Raw genomic sequence first — 15,483 nt, forward strand, 5'->3', positions numbered from 1 at the left:
AACTATGAAGAAGAAATCTGTGAACCTGCTTTTAGCAGCTGCGCTGGGCTCGTTATTGTTCTCTGCGCCTGCTTTTGCCCAGGATAACCCCGGCAATGGTGGCTGGACGCTGACTGAAGCGATCGAATACGCCCAGAAAAATAACCTGCAGGTAAAGCAAACCCGCGTAGGTCGCGACCTGAACGCCATTGACCTGAAACAAGCCCGTTACGACCGACTGCCTGACTTAAATGGAGGTGGCGGCTATAGTTTCAATGCGGGTTCGTACCAAAACCCGGTAGACTTTAGCCTAAGCACCGAGAACTCCCAGACAGCAAACTTCCAGGCCAGCTCAAACCTACCGTTGTTCATGGGCTTTCAGCAGACAAACCTGATCAAGCAGTATGGTCTTGACCTGCAGGCAAGCGAGCAGGATATTCTGGCAATACAAAACGATATTACACTGCAGGTTATCACGTCTTACTTAAACGTTTTGTTTTCGGAAGAGCTGATTAAAACGGCCGAACTACAGCGCAGCACATCTCAGAAACAACTCGACAGAACCCGCTTACTTTATAAAGCAGGTAGTGTAGCCGAAATTGCGGTGCTTGACCTGGAATCTCAATTGGCTACGGATGAGCTGGATATCATTAATGCACAGAACCAGCGCGATATAGCCCGTTTATCGCTGATACAACTGCTTAACCTTGAGAATGAGCAGGCCCGTACCTTTGAAATCATTATACCAGATGTGCCGGAACCTGATGAAGCCCCGGTTGTTGCTAACCCAACTATGGTGTATGATATTGCGGCACAAACACAGCCAGGCGTAAAAGCGGCAGACTTCAGGGTGCTAAGCGCAGACAAAGCCCTGGATGTTGCCAGGGGAGCATATTACCCAAGAGTAAGTCTGGGAGCTGGATTTAGTACCCGTTACATTAAAGGTGGCCAGCGTCTGATCAGTGTCGAAACTATATCAGGAAGGAATCCGCAAACATTTTACCTGGGGCAAACAGGAGATGCTGCCCAGACCTACTACCTGCCATTCTCTGTTGAGAAAGGTGTTTTTGAGACAAGCAATATAGTTGATCAGTTTCAGGATAACGTCAACAAATATGTAGGCATAAATCTTAGCATACCGGTTTTCAATGGTTTCCTGGCCCGTAACAATGTACAGCGCGCTAAACTTGGCCAGCAGAATGCTAAACTGAATGCCGATATAGAGCGCAACCAGCTTCGCCAGACAATTGAGCAGGCGTATGTGGATGCACTTGCCGCACAACGTAAATATGCAGCAGCCAAGCAACAGGTAACAGCCCTCGAGAAGAACTATAAGAATGCGGAGCTACGCCTCAACAGTGGTGTTATCAATACCGTGGACTTTTTTGTGATCACGAATAACTACCGCACAGCCCAATCAAATTTAATTCAAGCCAAATACGAGTATACTTTTAAACTTAAGGTACTGGACTTTTACCAGGGGAAAGAAATCACTTTATAATCAACCATGGCAGCTAAAAAATCTAAAAGACTCATTCCAATTTTAATTACTGTATTAGTTGTAGCTATAGTTCTTATAGTTGTAGCCAAAAAAGCCGGCTGGATAGGAAAAGAAGATGGAACTGAAGTATTGCTGTCTGAGGCTAAAAAGGCAGAGATCGTAGAAAAAGTGAGTGCATCCGGTAAAGTGCAGCCGGAAACTGAAGTGAAGATAAGCCCGGACGTATCAGGAGAGATCATCGAACTGAACGTGGAAGAAGGCGACTCAGTGGTGAAAGGCCAGTTGTTGCTTCGTATCCGCCCTGATAACTATCAGTCGTTTGTAGATGCGCAACAGGCAACCGTAAATTCATCCAGAGCGCAGTTATCGCAATCTAAAGCTAGATTGGCGCAAGCACAGGCCAACCAGGTACAGGTTAAGCAGGCGTATGAGCGTAACAAGAAGCTGTTTGACCAGAAGGTGATCTCTGAAGCAGAGTATGAGCAAAGCCGCGCCAGCTACAATGCCGGCCTTCAGGAAATTGAATCGTTGAAGCAAAGCATCCGTGCAGCTGAATTTGGTGTGCAGAATGCACAGGCCTCTTTAAAAGACGCCCGTGAAAACCTGAACAAAACAACCATTTATGCGCCTGTAAGCGGAACTGTCTCTAAACTGAACGTAGAGCGTGGCGAGCGTGTGGTTGGTACATCGCAGATGGCCGGTACTGAAATTATGCGTATTGCCAACCTGAACAACATGGAAGTGCGCGTAAATGTGAACGAGAACGACATCATTCGTGTACACATGGGCGACTCTGTTATAGTTGAAGTTGACTCTTACACCACCCGCGACGAGAAGTTTAAAGGTATAGTTACAGCCATCGCCAACACGGCAAAAGATGCAACTACACTGGAGGCAGTAACCGAATTTGAAGTTCGCATACGCCTGATAAACGAATCGTACAACCACCTTTCTAAGAACAACCGTTTCCCTTTCCGACCGGGCATGACGGCATCGGTTGACATCATTACAGAGCGTAAAAGCAACGTATTATCAGTTCCTTTGTCGGCGGTGACTACCCGTGCTGATGAGAAGAAAAAAGAAACGGCAAATGCTGGCAATCCGGCTAAAGAAAGCGAAGAAGATCAGGAAAAACGTGCGCAGGTCAAGGTGGATGAGATCGTATTTGTGTACGATGCTGCATCTAACACCGTAAAAGCGCAGAAAGTAAAGACCGGCATCAGTGATTTTGATAACATCGAAATTATCAGTGGTATTAAAGCTGGCCAGAAAGTAGTGTCTGGCCCGTTCAGAGCTGTATCTAAAACATTGAAAGATGGCAGCAAAGTAGTAGTAAAAGATGCTAAATCTATCAGCAAAGCAAAAGCTGAGGATGAGGAGAAAGAAGAAAACGAAGAATAGACTTGGAAAAAATAGCCGTTATAGGAGGGGGAAGTTGGGCAACAGCGATTGTTAAGATACTCTCCGAAAACAAATCGCAGGTACATTGGTGGATGCGCAACAAAAACGATGTGCAGCACCTGGTAAACTATAAGCACAACCCACGCTATCTGAGTGGGGTGCAGTTCGACCTGAACTATGTAAAACCGAACTCTGATATTCAGGCGGTAGTGGCTGCTGCCGATTGGGTGGTACTTGCTGTGCCGGCCGCTTTTGTGCAGGAAGCTGTAGCCGAGTTACCGGAAGATGCGCTTCAGGGCAAAGTCATAGTTTCGGCTATCAAAGGTATGATCCCGGAAGAGAACATCCTGATAACGGACTATGTGGAGCAACGTTTTAATGTGCCGAACACCCACCAATTAATAATTGCAGGGCCGTGCCACGCCGAAGAAGTTGCACTCGAAAAGCAGTCTTACTTAACTATAGGCTCGCACGACATTAGCACCGCCGAACGTTTCTGTGAGCTGCTTCGCAACCGCTATGTTAAAGCAAACCCGCTCGACGACCTGGATGGTATTGAGTACTGCGCGGTAATGAAGAACATTATTGCTTTGGCTTGCGGTATCGCCCGTGGGTTAAACTATGGCGATAACTTCCAGGCGGTGTTGGTATCAAATGCCATGTTCGAGATTGAGCGTTTCCTGGATGCCATTATGCCAATGCACCGTGCCTTGAGTGGTTCTGCTTACCTGGGTGATTTGCTGGTAACTTCTTATTCACAGTTCAGCCGTAACCGCACATTTGGTAATATGATCGGCCATGGCTATTCAGTAAAATCTGCGCAGGTAGAGATGAACATGGTAGCCGAGGGTTACTACGCCGTGAAAAGCATTTACGAACTGAACAAGACTCTAAAGGTGGATATGCCTATTACCAACGCAGTCTACCTTATTCTGTATGAGAAGATATCGCCGGGTGTAGAGTTTGAGATTCTGAAGGAGAAGTTGAAGTAGGGAATAGTACTATATACATAGTGCAGATAAGCGTTTGTTATCGTTCAGCTGGTAGTTGTGCGTTATGCCGTTTGAGTACTCTAATAATTTGACCAACCAAAAGAGTAAATGGAAGACAATACAGAAGTAGAACCTCTAGAGAATAAAATAAATACCGTATCTGAAAATCTTTCAGACAAAATTAGCGCCCCTGTTGAGACAGCCATTATTACTCCAAAGCAAGGAATTGAAAATATAGAAGAACATCATGCTCGTCACGAAGGAATGAAAAACTGGAAATCTTACGTTTGGGAATTTGTGATGCTTTTTTTTGCTGTCTTCTTGGGTTTTTTAGCCCAGAACTTTTTAGAGCATAGGCTTGAAAAAGAAACAGGGAACCAATATGTACGGTCTATGATAGAAGATATTATCTCAGACTCTACAAAAATCAATCAAACCTTAGAATTCACCAAAAAACAACAATTAGCTTTAGACAGTTTATCGGCATTATTTGATAATCCACCTTACAGCGACAGCACAATTAAAACAATGTATATCTTAATGTTAAAGTATACAATGAATCAATCTAACGTCACATTAACCAAAAGAACGGTTTCTCAATTAAAAAATTCAGGAGGTATGAGATTAATATCCGACAAAATATCTGCTGATGAAATTACAAAGTACATTGAGGGCGCAGAAGATATAGAATCGCAAGGAGATTATTTTAAAAACATTGCATTAGGTGAAATTATAAAACTAAATAACCAAATTTTTTACTTAAAATATATCAAAGGAGTTGCACGAAAGGATATAGATAGTTTTATAATGAAGGCTCCTGTTAAATTAGCAAACAATAATGAAGATTTGTTAATAGAATATAGCAACCTGGTATTCTTCACATCTGGGCTATTAATAAATTATAATAATAAATTAACCAACTTTAAAGCCGGAATTCCTAGAACAATAGAAATTTTAAAAAAAGAAAATCACATAGAATAAAGAAGCACGAACGCACAACAAGGGATTTGGCTTTATTGGGCAGGATGTTGTTAACTTCGGCTGATGTTTTTCAAATATCCCAACAACGCCAAACACTGATCGTTAATCTTGAAGTTAAAACTATAGCTGCCTCAATTTTATATTCTTGCTTTCTATACAACTATAACATCCCACTCTAACACATAGATACAAATGAAAAAGGTAACAGGTATTGGTGGCATTTTCTTTAAATGCGAAGACCCAAATAAAATGAGAGCGTGGTATCAGACACATCTCGGGTTAAATACCAACGATTACGGAGCTGTTTTTGAATGGCGCCAGGGTGCTGACGAGACAAAGAAAGGATTTACACAGTGGAGCCCGTTTCCTGACTCAACCAATTATTTTGAGCCCTCTACAAGGGAGTTCATGATAAATTACCGTGTAGAGAATATAGAAGCACTTGTAGAACAACTGCAACAGGAGGGTGTTACGATACTGGATAAGATCGAGACATACGACTATGGCAAGTTCGTGCATATTGTAGATGTGGAAGGTAACAAAATAGAACTATGGGAGCCTAACGACATAGCTTACGAAAAGTTAGGCGAGCAAATTGGGGCGAAAACCACAAAATAACTATCATCTCCAAATAGTTGCGACTTCTGTAACTAACTACCCAACACAAGGCCCCGAATAAGGGCAAAAACACCTGAAAACATCAGGTGTTTTTTTGTTTAACTATAACTGATGTTATAACTATAATTTATTTTGATTTTTTAGCATTCAGGGATATACGGCGGATTAAAATATTGTCTAATTTTCCGGCACTATTCAACTCTAAGCCAAACACTTTATGAAAAAACTATTACTCCTTTCCCTTCTTGGATTAGGTAGCTTTTACAACGCAAATGCCCAGGATGCTGACTCTACTAAAGTAGCTCCACCAATAGTTGAAGATGTTTCTGACTATAAGCCTGTTCGCTTTTTGTTAGGCGCTGCTTTTGAATTCGGTGGCGACGAGGTAGGTACGGTAACATTCACCAACGGCGACGAGCAATCTATTAATGCAGGGCAGGGTATAGCCATAGCGGTAGGTGCTGAGTTTCAGTTCAGAAAACTCGAGCAACTGCGCTTACGGGCAACAATTGGTTACAAGTATGTCACCACCGCAGCCGATAACGCTCACATCAGGCTAACACGCGTGCCATTGCACCTTACAGCAAACTGGATGGCTACCGAAAAAATCAGGCTGGGTGCTGGTGTTGTTAAGCATCAGGCAATAAAATTAAACACCGATGGCTTAAGCGAAAACATGGAGTTTGATGGGAGCACCGGAGCCATTTTTGAATTTGCATACAGCGGTTTCGGTATTTCGTATACCATTATGGAGTATACAGACCAGGCAAACAACTCGTATGCAGCAAATGCAATTGGTTTTACTATAAGCGGCGTATTACCAAAACGTAAATAACCGACTCAGATTCCCGTAAACTCCTGCTGCTGTAATTGTACACGTAAAGAACGTAGGCCAATTACTGTTGCAGGAGTTTTTTTAATGAAAGGTATGATCAAAGTAGTTTGTGCTATTATAGAAAACGAAGGCACGGTATTGATAACCCAACGCAGTAGCAGGATGGCGCAACCACTGCTCTGGGAGTTTCCGGGTGGTAAGGTAGAAGTTGGCGAGTCAGAAGTAGAAGCCCTGATACGGGAAATACAGGAAGAACTTAACCTGCTTATAGTTCCTCGCGAACGCCTGACACCTGTATTACATTACTATAGTTCAAGAGCAATTGAACTGATTCCTTATACCTGTAGTTTGCAGAACGGGAATATTTTGCTGGCAGAACACCAGGCCTATAGTTGGGCAAGCTTAGATGTATTAGCAAACTATAGTTGGTGCCCTGCAGATATCCCCATCGTTGAAGAATATTTGCACCTGAAAAGAAGCCAACTATAGAACTGCTTTTCAGGGAATCAGTAAATTTGCACTATGATAAAACTCCCGGTCACCTTCGAGACGCGCATGCAGCGATTGTTAGGTGAAAACTACTCCAAATTCCAACAGTCACTGCAGCAAGCCCCCCCAGTAAGTATCCGGGTAAACCGGAATAAATTTCAAAACACAGTTAAATTCCCCCAGGTCCCCTGGACCGACTCCGGTTATTATTTAGCCGAACGCCCTTCCTTTACCTTAGACCCACTATTACACGCAGGCGCATACTATGTGCAGGAAGCCAGCTCCATGTTCCTGGAGCAGGTCCTCAAGCAAACTATAAACCTGGACCTGCCACTGCATGTGCTGGACCTTTGCGGTGCACCCGGCGGAAAATCCACACATTTGGCCAGCCTGATCTCGAAAGATAGTTTACTGGTTTCGAATGAGGTGATTAAAAGTCGCGCAACTATTCTGGCTGAGAATATTGCCAAGTGGGGTACCGGCAACGTGCTGGTAACCAGCAACGACCCGCGTGATTTTGGTAGATTATCCGAGTTTTTCGATGTAATGGTGATCGATGCGCCTTGTAGCGGCGAAGGCATGTTCCGGAAAGATCCTCAAGCTGTAGGAGAGTGGTCGGAAGAGAATGTAGTGCTTTGTGCCCGACGACAACAACGCATTTTAGCAGATACCTGGGAAGCCCTGAAACCTGGCGGCATCCTGATCTACAGCACCTGTACCTGGAACGAAGCCGAAAACGAAGAAAATATGGCCTGGCTGGCCGGTCAGGAAAATGCGGAAAGCATTAAACTGAAATTTGATGATTGCCTGGGAATTGTACGCTCCGAATTACAAGGTGTGGAGGGCTACCGCTTTTACCCACATGCCGTGCAAGGCGAAGGCTTCTTTTTAGCCGTGATGCGCAAAGCCGGCGAAGCAGAAGAAGAGAACTATAGTTCAGGCAAAAAGAAGAAATATAAACTTCAGGAAGCCGGCAAGAAAGAAAAAGCGTTGGTACAGGACTGGCTTCAGCATCCGGAAAATTTAGCCTGGATACAGCACAACGAGACCATCTTTACCTTACCTGAGAATTTGTTTGAAGCTGCCGACGAAGTTTACCAGAAACTATACGTGATCTATGGCGGCACACAGGTAGCAGAAGTAGCTGGCAAAAAAGTAAAACCACTCCAACAACTGGCCTTATCGCAACATCTGAACAAAGAAGCATTTAATAGCATCGAACTGAACCTTGAAAAGGCAATTCGCTACTTACGCAAAGAAGACATAAACCTAGGGAGCCACGGTACTGACTGGGTATTGCTACAATACAATAGTATGCCGTTGGGCTGGGCAAAACAGATAGGCAACCGTATTAATAACTACTACCCAAAAGAATGGCGCATCCGCATGGACCTGCCGGCTTTGCTGCCTGAGAAGTCTGTACTGGAGTAAACTATAGCTGTCATTCCGAACTTCAATTGTCATCTCGACGAAAGGAGAGATCTATATAGAATATGTATTAGATTTCTCACGTTGTTCGAAATGACAGTAATATTATAAAACATAAAAGCCGATGCAGTTTATAGTTGTCCCGGCTTTTATGTTTTATAATAAGGTTAACTTTCTAACCTTCTAACTTCCCAACTTTCTAACTAAAAGTCTATTCTACAAACAGCACCAATCCTTTCAGATACTCGCCTTCCGGGTGGAAAATGGAGATCGGGTGATCGGCAGGCTGGGAGAGGTGGTGCATCACTTTTATGTTACGACCAGCTTCAATAGCTGCAGCCATTACGGTATTATTAAACAGGTATTTATCTACAACCTGCGAGCATGAAAAAGTGAACAGGATACCGCCCGGTTTTATCTTTTTCATAGCCTCAGCGTTCAGGCGCTTATAACCCATCACAGCATTGTGGCGCACTTTCTGGCTCTTGGCAAAAGCAGGTGGGTCTAGCACGATTACATCATACAGGTCTTCCTTGCCTTTCAGGAAATCAAACGTGTCCACCGCAAATGCTTCGTGGCGGTCTGGGGCATTGCTCAGGTCGCCGTTCTTTATAGTTAGCTCAATCGCCTTTTTAGAAACATCAACCGAATGCACCAGTTCGGCACCAACATTTAAAGCATAAACTGAGAAGCCGCCTGTGTAGCAGAATGTATTCAGTACAGATTTACCTTTAGAATAACGGGCCAGCAGATCACGGTTCTCGCGTTGGTCTATAAAGAAGCCGGTTTTCTGGCCGCTTTCCCAGTCAATAAAGAACTTGTTGCCATTTTCGGTAACCACTACGCCACCTTCCGATTTGCCGAACAAATATCCGTTAACAGCACCCGGCACTGACTTTTGCGGAAGTGATTCAGCACTTTTATCATACACGGCACGCAGCTTAGAACCGTAAATTTCCTGCAACGCTTTGGTCACAAATTCGCGCACGTTATACATGCCCAGCGAGTGTGTCTGTACTACAGCTGTATCTTTGTACATGTCAACTATAAGGCCCGGCACGCCATCGCCTTCCGCGTAGATCAGTCGGTAAACATCTGTTTCAGGATTATCAATTAAGCCTAACCGGTTGCGGTAATCATATGCCTGTTGCACTTTGCTTTTCCAGAAACTATAGTCTGGCTCTACCTGCTCAAAAGAAAAAATACGAACGGCAATTGAACCCAGGCCGTAATGGCCCATTCCCAGGAACTCACGCTTGCTGGAGTAAACCTCTACAATTTCGCCTTCTTCAGGATCGCCGTCTGCTTTGCGGATCGCGCCCGAAAAAACCCATGGGTGTAAACGTTTAAGCGAGTTCTCCTTGCCTGGAGCCAGGTATAATTTTATAAAAGACATATTGATTGCTGGTTGTTAAATAACTCTGATCTATAGTTTCAGAAAACAAAACTATAAACAAGGTGCAAAGGTAGGTAATTCAATTTTTACAGTTATACCAGCAGAAAAAAAAGCAATGAACAAATATCAATCAATCTTCAATAAACCTAACTCGGTCAGCTGATGGTATAGTTTCTGAACAGGCAGGCCCACCACATTAAAGTAAGAACCCTCAATTCGCTCAATGCCTATTTTGCCGATCCACTCCTGGATGCCGTAAGCACCGGCCTTGTCGTATGGCTTATAGTTGGTAATATAATAGTCGATCTCCTGGTGGCTCAGTTCTTTGAAGTACACCTTGGTGGTATCATGAAAAACGGTCTTGCTTTCGCGGGTAAGGATGCAAACGCCTGTAATAACCTCATGATGGGTACCGGAAAGAGAGCGGAGCATATCGTAGGCCTGCTCGTAATCTGCAGGTTTGTTCAGTACCTGATCGCCAAGGCAAACAATTGTATCAGCTGTAAGCAGGATTTGGTCTTCCAGGTCCTCTAAGTACTGATCTGCCTTATGAGAAGCCAAGAATTCAGCTACCTGTTCACGTTTCAGTTCAGCCGGAAAATCTTCGTGCACTTCCTTTATTTTCACCTCGAACGTTAACCCTAGGCCGGTAAGCAATTCTTTGCGGCGCGGCGAATTAGAGGCAAGCAGCAGGGGCCGAGATAAATTCATCTTCTTTTATGGAGCTAAATAAAAATCCACAGATAACTTTCGGGTAAAAGAAGGTAGACTTCTGGGGCATGATCGCGCCACTATAGCAAACTTTTTTTACCTGTTCCATCGACACTTCGTTTGTAATAAGCGCAAGCCGTGAAGCATTGGTGTCAACCTGGCGGATGCATGTTGTAAAATTACGTTCATAGCTCAGGCGGCTATAGTTACGCTGCACTTCCGGGTCTATTCCTAACACGCATTGGAAAATAAAATAATGCATCACTGTCAGGTCAAGGTCTTTCACTTCCTGCGGCACTTCCCAGTCTATCAGGTGGTGCATCTCCGGTTTCAGACGCAGTTTGTAGGCATTCCCCGACAAGTACAAACCAAAGGCCCATTTCTTGCCAACTATAACTTCGTTCAGCTCAACAGGGTCTTCTTTCGGGATGATCGTAAAAAACTCGCCCAGTCGTTGCAGAAACTCCTCATCCGACATGTCGATCTGCTGCAGCACGCGGTGTGTCGGTAAAATGCGCAGGTCATCCGACTCGGTATTGGTCAGGTACATTAAATGGTAATTGTACGCTTCGAAACCGGTATGTGACGGGTTTTGCGCCATCATGCGTTTGCGGTATTCCAGCGAGCCTTCGTAGCGGTGATGCCCATCTGCCAGCAACACCTGTTTATCACGCAGCACATCCATAAACTTCTGAATCACATCATGGTCGTGTATCACAGCAAGTACATCGCGCACGCCCTGGTAATCTTCCGTTTCATAAATCGGTGACTTAATACTCTCATCCATGTACTGCTCCAGGGCAAATTCCGGGTCAGTATACAAGCCATGCGTAGCGCTGCTGTTCAGCTCGGTTTTAGCAAGCAGGTCTATTCTGTCGTTTACCGCACTGGGAATGGTATTTTCATGACGAAGCAGAACACGTTCATTCCAGTCGTAGGCTTTTATGTGGCAGATAAATCCTTTGCGGCAATATTCCTTTTGCTCACCCGACAGCTTAAAATACTGGTAGTATACATAAATACCCGGCAGCGCATCCTGTACTATAATGCCACGCTCTTTCCAGTGCTGCAGCAAGGCAGCAGCTTCGTCGGCGGGCTGTGTGCCAAGCGGAACAGAAAGATGGATGCTGTTATACGGATTGCGATATAAAGTTTCGCGCTGCTTTGCCGATACTACATCAAAAAGGGGAGAGGTTAGCTCTTCAATTGGTTGATTCAGTAAGTGGCTGTAGCGCCAGGCTTTTAAGGGTAATATCTCTGCCATTTTGTTGGGGAGGTGGTGAGTAAATTTTGCTGTGAATTTGCCTTATACCTTACGGGGCCAGTCTTTTTATGTGCCACTGATTTTCCTGCAACTCATACACGATACGATCATGCAGTCGGTTCGGACGTCCCTGCCAGAACTCTACCCGGTCAGGTTCCAGCAGGTAACCGCCCCAATGTTCGGGCCTGGGAATAACAGGCAGATCGCCGAATCGTTTTGTATAGTCTGCGTCTGCTGCTTCCAGTTCTTCGCGGCTGCTTATAGGCTGGCTTTGCGGTGAGGCCCAGGCCCCGATCTGGCTGCCAACCGGCCTGCTATGGAAATAGGAATCCGATATCGCAGCCGACACTTTTTTGATGGTTCCTTCCACGCGTACCTGGCGCTCCAGTTCGGGCCAGAAAAAAGTGAACGAAGCAAAAGGATTTACCTGCAGGTCATGACCCTTACGGCTAGCATAGTTTGTGAAGAATATAAAACCGTCCGTGGTCACATCTTTTAGTAACACCACACGGGCCGATGGTCTTCCGGAGCTGTTTACCGTAGAAAGCACCATGGCAGTAGGCTCATTTACTTCAGCGGCTATAGTTTCATCCATCCATGACTTAAACTGAGTTATAGGATCTTTGGCTACAGATGCCTCGCTAAGCGACTCCATAGCATAATTCTTGCGGATAGCGGCAATGTTTGGTAACAGGGACATAGGCTTGTTCGGTTTGTCCAAATTTAAAAAAAATATCCGCTGCCATAACAATTAAGTTACAATATGGCTTAATATCTGGCACTGTAGAAGCTTTCCGTACCTTAAACTATAAATATGCGTAGTGCAAACTTTGCTACTATAGTGTATACATCACGTAATAAAACTACACACTGGCTGTAACTCTACACAGGGCAGAAAGAGTACAACAAAATACTTAAAACTGACTTAATGAAGATGGAAGAAGAAAGGTTGGTAAAACCTCAGAGCGGGAGTATACTTATATCCGAACCTTACCAGGGCGACCCTAATTTCGAACGCTCGGTGGTACTGCTTTGTAATCATAACGAAGCAGAAGGAACATTTGGCCTGGTGCTTAACAAGCTCTCCGATATGAAACTATCGGATGTGGTGGATATATATAACGATACATTTGACGTTACTTTAGGCATTGGCGGACCTGTGCAATTCAATACCCTGCATTATCTGCATCGCATACCTGATCTGCCGCAGGCTGTAAAACTGGGTGAGGACCTTTACTGGGGTGGTGATTTTGAAATGCTCCGTACCATGATCGGCTCAGGCTTAGTCACTTCTGATGATGTTCGTTTCTTTTTAGGTTATTCTGGCTGGACGGCAGGGCAACTACAGGAAGAAATTGATAAAAATGTTTGGATCGTGAATAACAATGCTGTGAATAAATTGTTTAATTTAGAGGCAGATACTCTATGGCGAAGCATCCTGCGCCAGATGGGGGGCAAGTATAAGGTCTTATCGAATTATCCGGTAGACCCGCGCCTGAACTAATGCTATTACGTTATTAATATATCCGTAATCATGACTACAGAAAATAAGGATCTGGACACTACCGGAGCTGAGGTTAACCAACCTGAGAATCAAAATGCAGCAGATGAGCAGAAGCAACAGCCTGAATCGCCGCAAAGTATAGTTGACAAACGTCTGGCTGAAATAAATGCCGGCAAACAGGGCGAAGAAACCGGTGACAAGGGAGTTCCAAAAGAGGAGCAGCCTGAAGTAGCACCGGATCTTAAAACAGAAGATGAAGCTGCTGCCTCAGAAGAGATAACAGAAATATTTGCTGAAGCGAACACAGGCACTACTGATGTAGAAGAAACAGCTTCTCAAAGCACTGATACACCTTCAGGTGATATACAGGAACAATCTGCTGCCGAAATAACTCCGGAAGTACCTGCTGCAGAACCGCAGCCAGCCATACATGCAGATCATGATGACGAAGAACTGGACGAAGAAGATCATACAGATTACAGCCAGTTACCTTTAGAAGAATTACGCGCCGCACTGGCCACTACACTAAAGAGCTCTGATGCCCGTAAAAAGCACAGAATTATAAACGAAATTCAGCGCAATTACGATCTCCGCTTCCAGGCTGAAAAAGCTGAAGCTTTAGACCGTTTTAAGCAGGAGGGGGGCACAGACGAAGATTTCGAATACCATACCTCTCCCGAGCATCAGGACCTGGAAAAATTACTGACCGCTTACCGCGATGCCCGTCATCAGGAGCGCCAGCAAACAGAAGAGAACCGTAACCGCAACCTGGAACGCAAACAGGAATTGCTAGCCCGCCTGCGTGAGTTGGTTGAGTCTGCTGAAACAAAAAGCAGTACAGACGAATTAAAAAAAATACAGTCGGAGTGGAAAAGCATTGGCCCGGTACAAGCCGGAGCAGCGCAGCAACTATGGGATTCGTACCACGCGCTGCTGGATATTTTCTACAACAACCGCAGTATATTTTACGAACTGAAAGAGCTTGACCGCAAACGTAACCTGGATGCAAAACTACTGCTGATAGATCGTGCCGAAGCACTGGAAAACGAGCAAACTATAAATAAAGCGCTGGAGGAACTACGCCACCTGCACGAAGAATGGAAAAACATAGGGCCGGTACCAAACGACCAACGCGACCCGATCTGGGAACGTTTTATACAGGCATCCGAAAAAGTACATACCCGCCGTAAGGCTTACCAGGAAGAGCGCAAAGGCGTTGAAATGCAAAACCTGGAAAAGAAACGCGCTTTACTTGAGAGATTGCAGGCATACCAGGGCTTTAACACCGATCGCATAAACGAATGGCGCGATAAGACTGACGAAATTCAGAAACTGAAAGAAGAATGGGATGCAGCCGGGTTGGTACCGAAAGAATATGCTGAAGAAGTAAATAAAAATTTCTGGGGCAACTATAAAGCTTTCTTCCAGCACAAAAACCAGTTCTTTAAAGGGCTTGATGAGCAGAAAATGCAAAACCTGCGCATGAAGACCGAACTATGCGAGCAAGCGGAAAGCCTGAAGGACAGCAATGACTGGAATGCTACCAAAGAAAAACTGATACAGCTTCAGAAAAAATGGAAAACGATCGGTCGTGTTCCGGACAAGTATTCAGATAAGATCTGGCAACGTTTCAGAAGTGCCTGTAACGAGTTCTTTGACCGTAAGCAGGCGCAGGAGCAAAGCCGTACCGCTGAACTGGAGAAGCTATCGTCTGAAAAGATGGAGCTGACTGACAGGATCTCTGAAAAGATATCCCAACCTACAGAACCAGCTTCTATGGAAGAGTATGAGCAGTTTGTGAGCCAGTGGAGAGCCTTGGATCAGAACACCCAGCGCAGTAGCCCGAAAGTAGAAGAAAAGTTTATCTCCCTTATGGAAAGTTACCTGGAGCGCGTGCCTGGCCTTAGCCTGGAAGAGCGAACTGAAATGGTGGTGAAACTACAGGTAGAGCGCTTGAAAAACAGCCCGGATGCTGCTCAGAAATTACAGCATAAAGAGCAAAACATTCGCCGTGAGATTACACAGCTGCAGAACGACATACAGACCTTGCGTACCAACATCGAGTTCTTTGCCCGTTCTAAAAATGCCGATAAATTACGCGAGGAATACGAAGGACGCATTGCAGATGCACAACACCGTATTGAGCAGCTGAATCGTCAGCTAAAGGCCTTCAGAGGATAAATTTTTATACCTGACATTCAAAACATTAGACAAAAGCTATAAAAAAAGTTGCGACGGGTATTTGCAGTTTTCAAAATAGAACATACCTTTGCAACGCTTTAGAACATTAAGGCACACCAGAGTAAGCCTCCATAGCTCAGCTGGTAGAGCAACTGACTTGTAATCAGTAGGTCGTTGGTTCGATTCCGACTGGGGGCTCACCC

Annotated in this window: 14 protein-coding genes and 1 tRNA gene; 11 read left to right on the forward strand and 4 right to left on the reverse strand. The window is 44.8% G+C overall.

The annotated features are described in order from the left end of the window. Positions 1-4 precede the first annotated feature (4 nt). The 8 genes from KYK27_RS17685 (at position 5) to KYK27_RS17720 (ending at position 8,227) form a co-directional block, all read left to right on the forward strand. Entirely contained in the window at positions 5-1,480 is a 1,476-nt protein-coding gene (locus tag KYK27_RS17685; protein WP_199111641.1) for a TolC family protein, read from the forward strand. 6 nt (positions 1,481-1,486) lie between these two features. Next, entirely contained in the window at positions 1,487-2,881 is a 1,395-nt protein-coding gene (locus KYK27_RS17690) for an efflux RND transporter periplasmic adaptor subunit (RefSeq protein WP_199111642.1), read from the forward strand. A gap of 2 nt (positions 2,882-2,883) precedes the next feature. Beyond that, positions 2,884-3,873, forward strand: coding sequence for an NAD(P)H-dependent glycerol-3-phosphate dehydrogenase (locus tag KYK27_RS17695; RefSeq protein ID WP_199111643.1), 990 nt, complete (start codon positions 2,884-2,886; stop codon positions 3,871-3,873). Positions 3,874-3,981: 108 nt separating this feature from the next. After that, a complete protein-coding gene (locus KYK27_RS17700) occupies positions 3,982-4,854 on the forward strand; it encodes a hypothetical protein (RefSeq protein WP_199111644.1) in 873 nt (290 codons plus the stop codon). A gap of 192 nt (positions 4,855-5,046) precedes the next feature. Beyond that, complete coding sequence (locus tag KYK27_RS17705) at positions 5,047-5,472, forward strand: VOC family protein (protein ID WP_199111645.1); 426 nt, start codon at positions 5,047-5,049, stop codon at positions 5,470-5,472. Positions 5,473-5,689: 217 nt separating this feature from the next. Then, on the forward strand, positions 5,690-6,307 hold the full coding sequence (locus KYK27_RS17710; protein ID WP_233150506.1) for a hypothetical protein: 618 nt from the start codon (positions 5,690-5,692) through the stop codon (positions 6,305-6,307). A gap of 93 nt (positions 6,308-6,400) precedes the next feature. Continuing rightward, positions 6,401-6,796 carry a (deoxy)nucleoside triphosphate pyrophosphohydrolase gene (locus tag KYK27_RS17715; RefSeq protein ID WP_199111646.1) on the forward strand — a complete coding sequence of 132 codons (396 nt, stop codon included), beginning with the start codon at positions 6,401-6,403 and terminating at the stop codon, positions 6,794-6,796. 33 nt (positions 6,797-6,829) lie between these two features. Further along, a complete protein-coding gene (locus tag KYK27_RS17720) occupies positions 6,830-8,227 on the forward strand; it encodes a methyltransferase RsmF C-terminal domain-like protein (protein WP_233150507.1) in 1,398 nt (465 codons plus the stop codon). A gap of 208 nt (positions 8,228-8,435) precedes the next feature. Here the strand turns inward: KYK27_RS17720 and KYK27_RS17725 are convergent, their stop codons facing one another. The 4 genes from KYK27_RS17725 to pdxH all read right to left on the reverse strand — a co-directional run bounded on the left by KYK27_RS17725 (position 8,436) and on the right by pdxH (position 12,295). Then, complete coding sequence (locus KYK27_RS17725) at positions 8,436-9,620, reverse strand: class I SAM-dependent rRNA methyltransferase (RefSeq protein ID WP_199111647.1); 1,185 nt, start codon at positions 9,618-9,620, stop codon at positions 8,436-8,438. 126 nt (positions 9,621-9,746) lie between these two features. Beyond that, the gene (locus tag KYK27_RS17730; protein ID WP_199111648.1) at positions 9,747-10,331 is read right to left on the reverse strand and encodes a Maf family nucleotide pyrophosphatase; all 585 of its coding nucleotides are present in this window, start codon (positions 10,329-10,331) and stop codon (positions 9,747-9,749) included. Further along, a complete protein-coding gene (locus KYK27_RS17735; protein WP_199111649.1) occupies positions 10,297-11,595 on the reverse strand; it encodes a DUF1015 domain-containing protein in 1,299 nt (432 codons plus the stop codon). Before KYK27_RS17735 ends, KYK27_RS17730 begins: the two co-directional genes overlap by 35 nt. Positions 11,596-11,644: 49 nt before the next feature. Further along, positions 11,645-12,295, reverse strand: coding sequence for a pyridoxamine 5'-phosphate oxidase (gene pdxH, locus KYK27_RS17740; protein WP_199111650.1), 651 nt, complete (start codon positions 12,293-12,295; stop codon positions 11,645-11,647). A 228-nt stretch (positions 12,296-12,523) separates the two neighbouring features. Here pdxH and KYK27_RS17745 point away from each other — a divergent pair, with 228 nt between their 5' ends. From KYK27_RS17745 to KYK27_RS17755, 3 genes are all read left to right on the forward strand, one after another. After that, positions 12,524-13,099, forward strand: a complete 576-nt coding sequence (locus KYK27_RS17745) for a YqgE/AlgH family protein (RefSeq protein WP_317195957.1) — start codon at positions 12,524-12,526, stop codon at positions 13,097-13,099. A 30-nt stretch (positions 13,100-13,129) separates the two neighbouring features. Beyond that, complete coding sequence (locus KYK27_RS17750; protein ID WP_199111651.1) at positions 13,130-15,280, forward strand: DUF349 domain-containing protein; 2,151 nt, start codon at positions 13,130-13,132, stop codon at positions 15,278-15,280. 125 nt (positions 15,281-15,405) lie between these two features. Next, positions 15,406-15,478, forward strand: a tRNA-Thr gene (locus tag KYK27_RS17755). Positions 15,479-15,483 lie beyond the last annotated feature (5 nt).

Origin of the sequence: Pontibacter populi, from assembly GCF_019336435.1 — a bacterium.
Taxonomy (GTDB): Bacteria; Bacteroidota; Bacteroidia; order Cytophagales; family Hymenobacteraceae; genus Pontibacter; species Pontibacter humidus.

Coding starts and splice junctions, on each gene's coding strand:
- KYK27_RS17725 (WP_199111647.1), bottom strand. CDS start 9,620: ATGTCTTTTATAAAATTATACCTGGCTCCAGGCAAGGAGAACTCGCTT.
- KYK27_RS17690 (WP_199111642.1), top strand. CDS start 1,487: ATGGCAGCTAAAAAATCTAAAAGACTCATTCCAATTTTAATTACTGTA.
- pdxH (WP_199111650.1), bottom strand. CDS start 12,295: ATGTCCCTGTTACCAAACATTGCCGCTATCCGCAAGAATTATGCTATG.
- KYK27_RS17700 (WP_199111644.1), top strand. CDS start 3,982: ATGGAAGACAATACAGAAGTAGAACCTCTAGAGAATAAAATAAATACC.
- KYK27_RS17715 (WP_199111646.1), top strand. CDS start 6,401: ATGATCAAAGTAGTTTGTGCTATTATAGAAAACGAAGGCACGGTATTG.
- KYK27_RS17685 (WP_199111641.1), top strand. CDS start 5: ATGAAGAAGAAATCTGTGAACCTGCTTTTAGCAGCTGCGCTGGGCTCG.
- KYK27_RS17705 (WP_199111645.1), top strand. CDS start 5,047: ATGAAAAAGGTAACAGGTATTGGTGGCATTTTCTTTAAATGCGAAGAC.
- KYK27_RS17745 (WP_317195957.1), top strand. CDS start 12,524: ATGAAGATGGAAGAAGAAAGGTTGGTAAAACCTCAGAGCGGGAGTATA.
- KYK27_RS17720 (WP_233150507.1), top strand. CDS start 6,830: ATGATAAAACTCCCGGTCACCTTCGAGACGCGCATGCAGCGATTGTTA.
- KYK27_RS17735 (WP_199111649.1), bottom strand. CDS start 11,595: ATGGCAGAGATATTACCCTTAAAAGCCTGGCGCTACAGCCACTTACTG.
- KYK27_RS17750 (WP_199111651.1), top strand. CDS start 13,130: ATGACTACAGAAAATAAGGATCTGGACACTACCGGAGCTGAGGTTAAC.
- KYK27_RS17730 (WP_199111648.1), bottom strand. CDS start 10,331: ATGAATTTATCTCGGCCCCTGCTGCTTGCCTCTAATTCGCCGCGCCGC.
- KYK27_RS17710 (WP_233150506.1), top strand. CDS start 5,690: ATGAAAAAACTATTACTCCTTTCCCTTCTTGGATTAGGTAGCTTTTAC.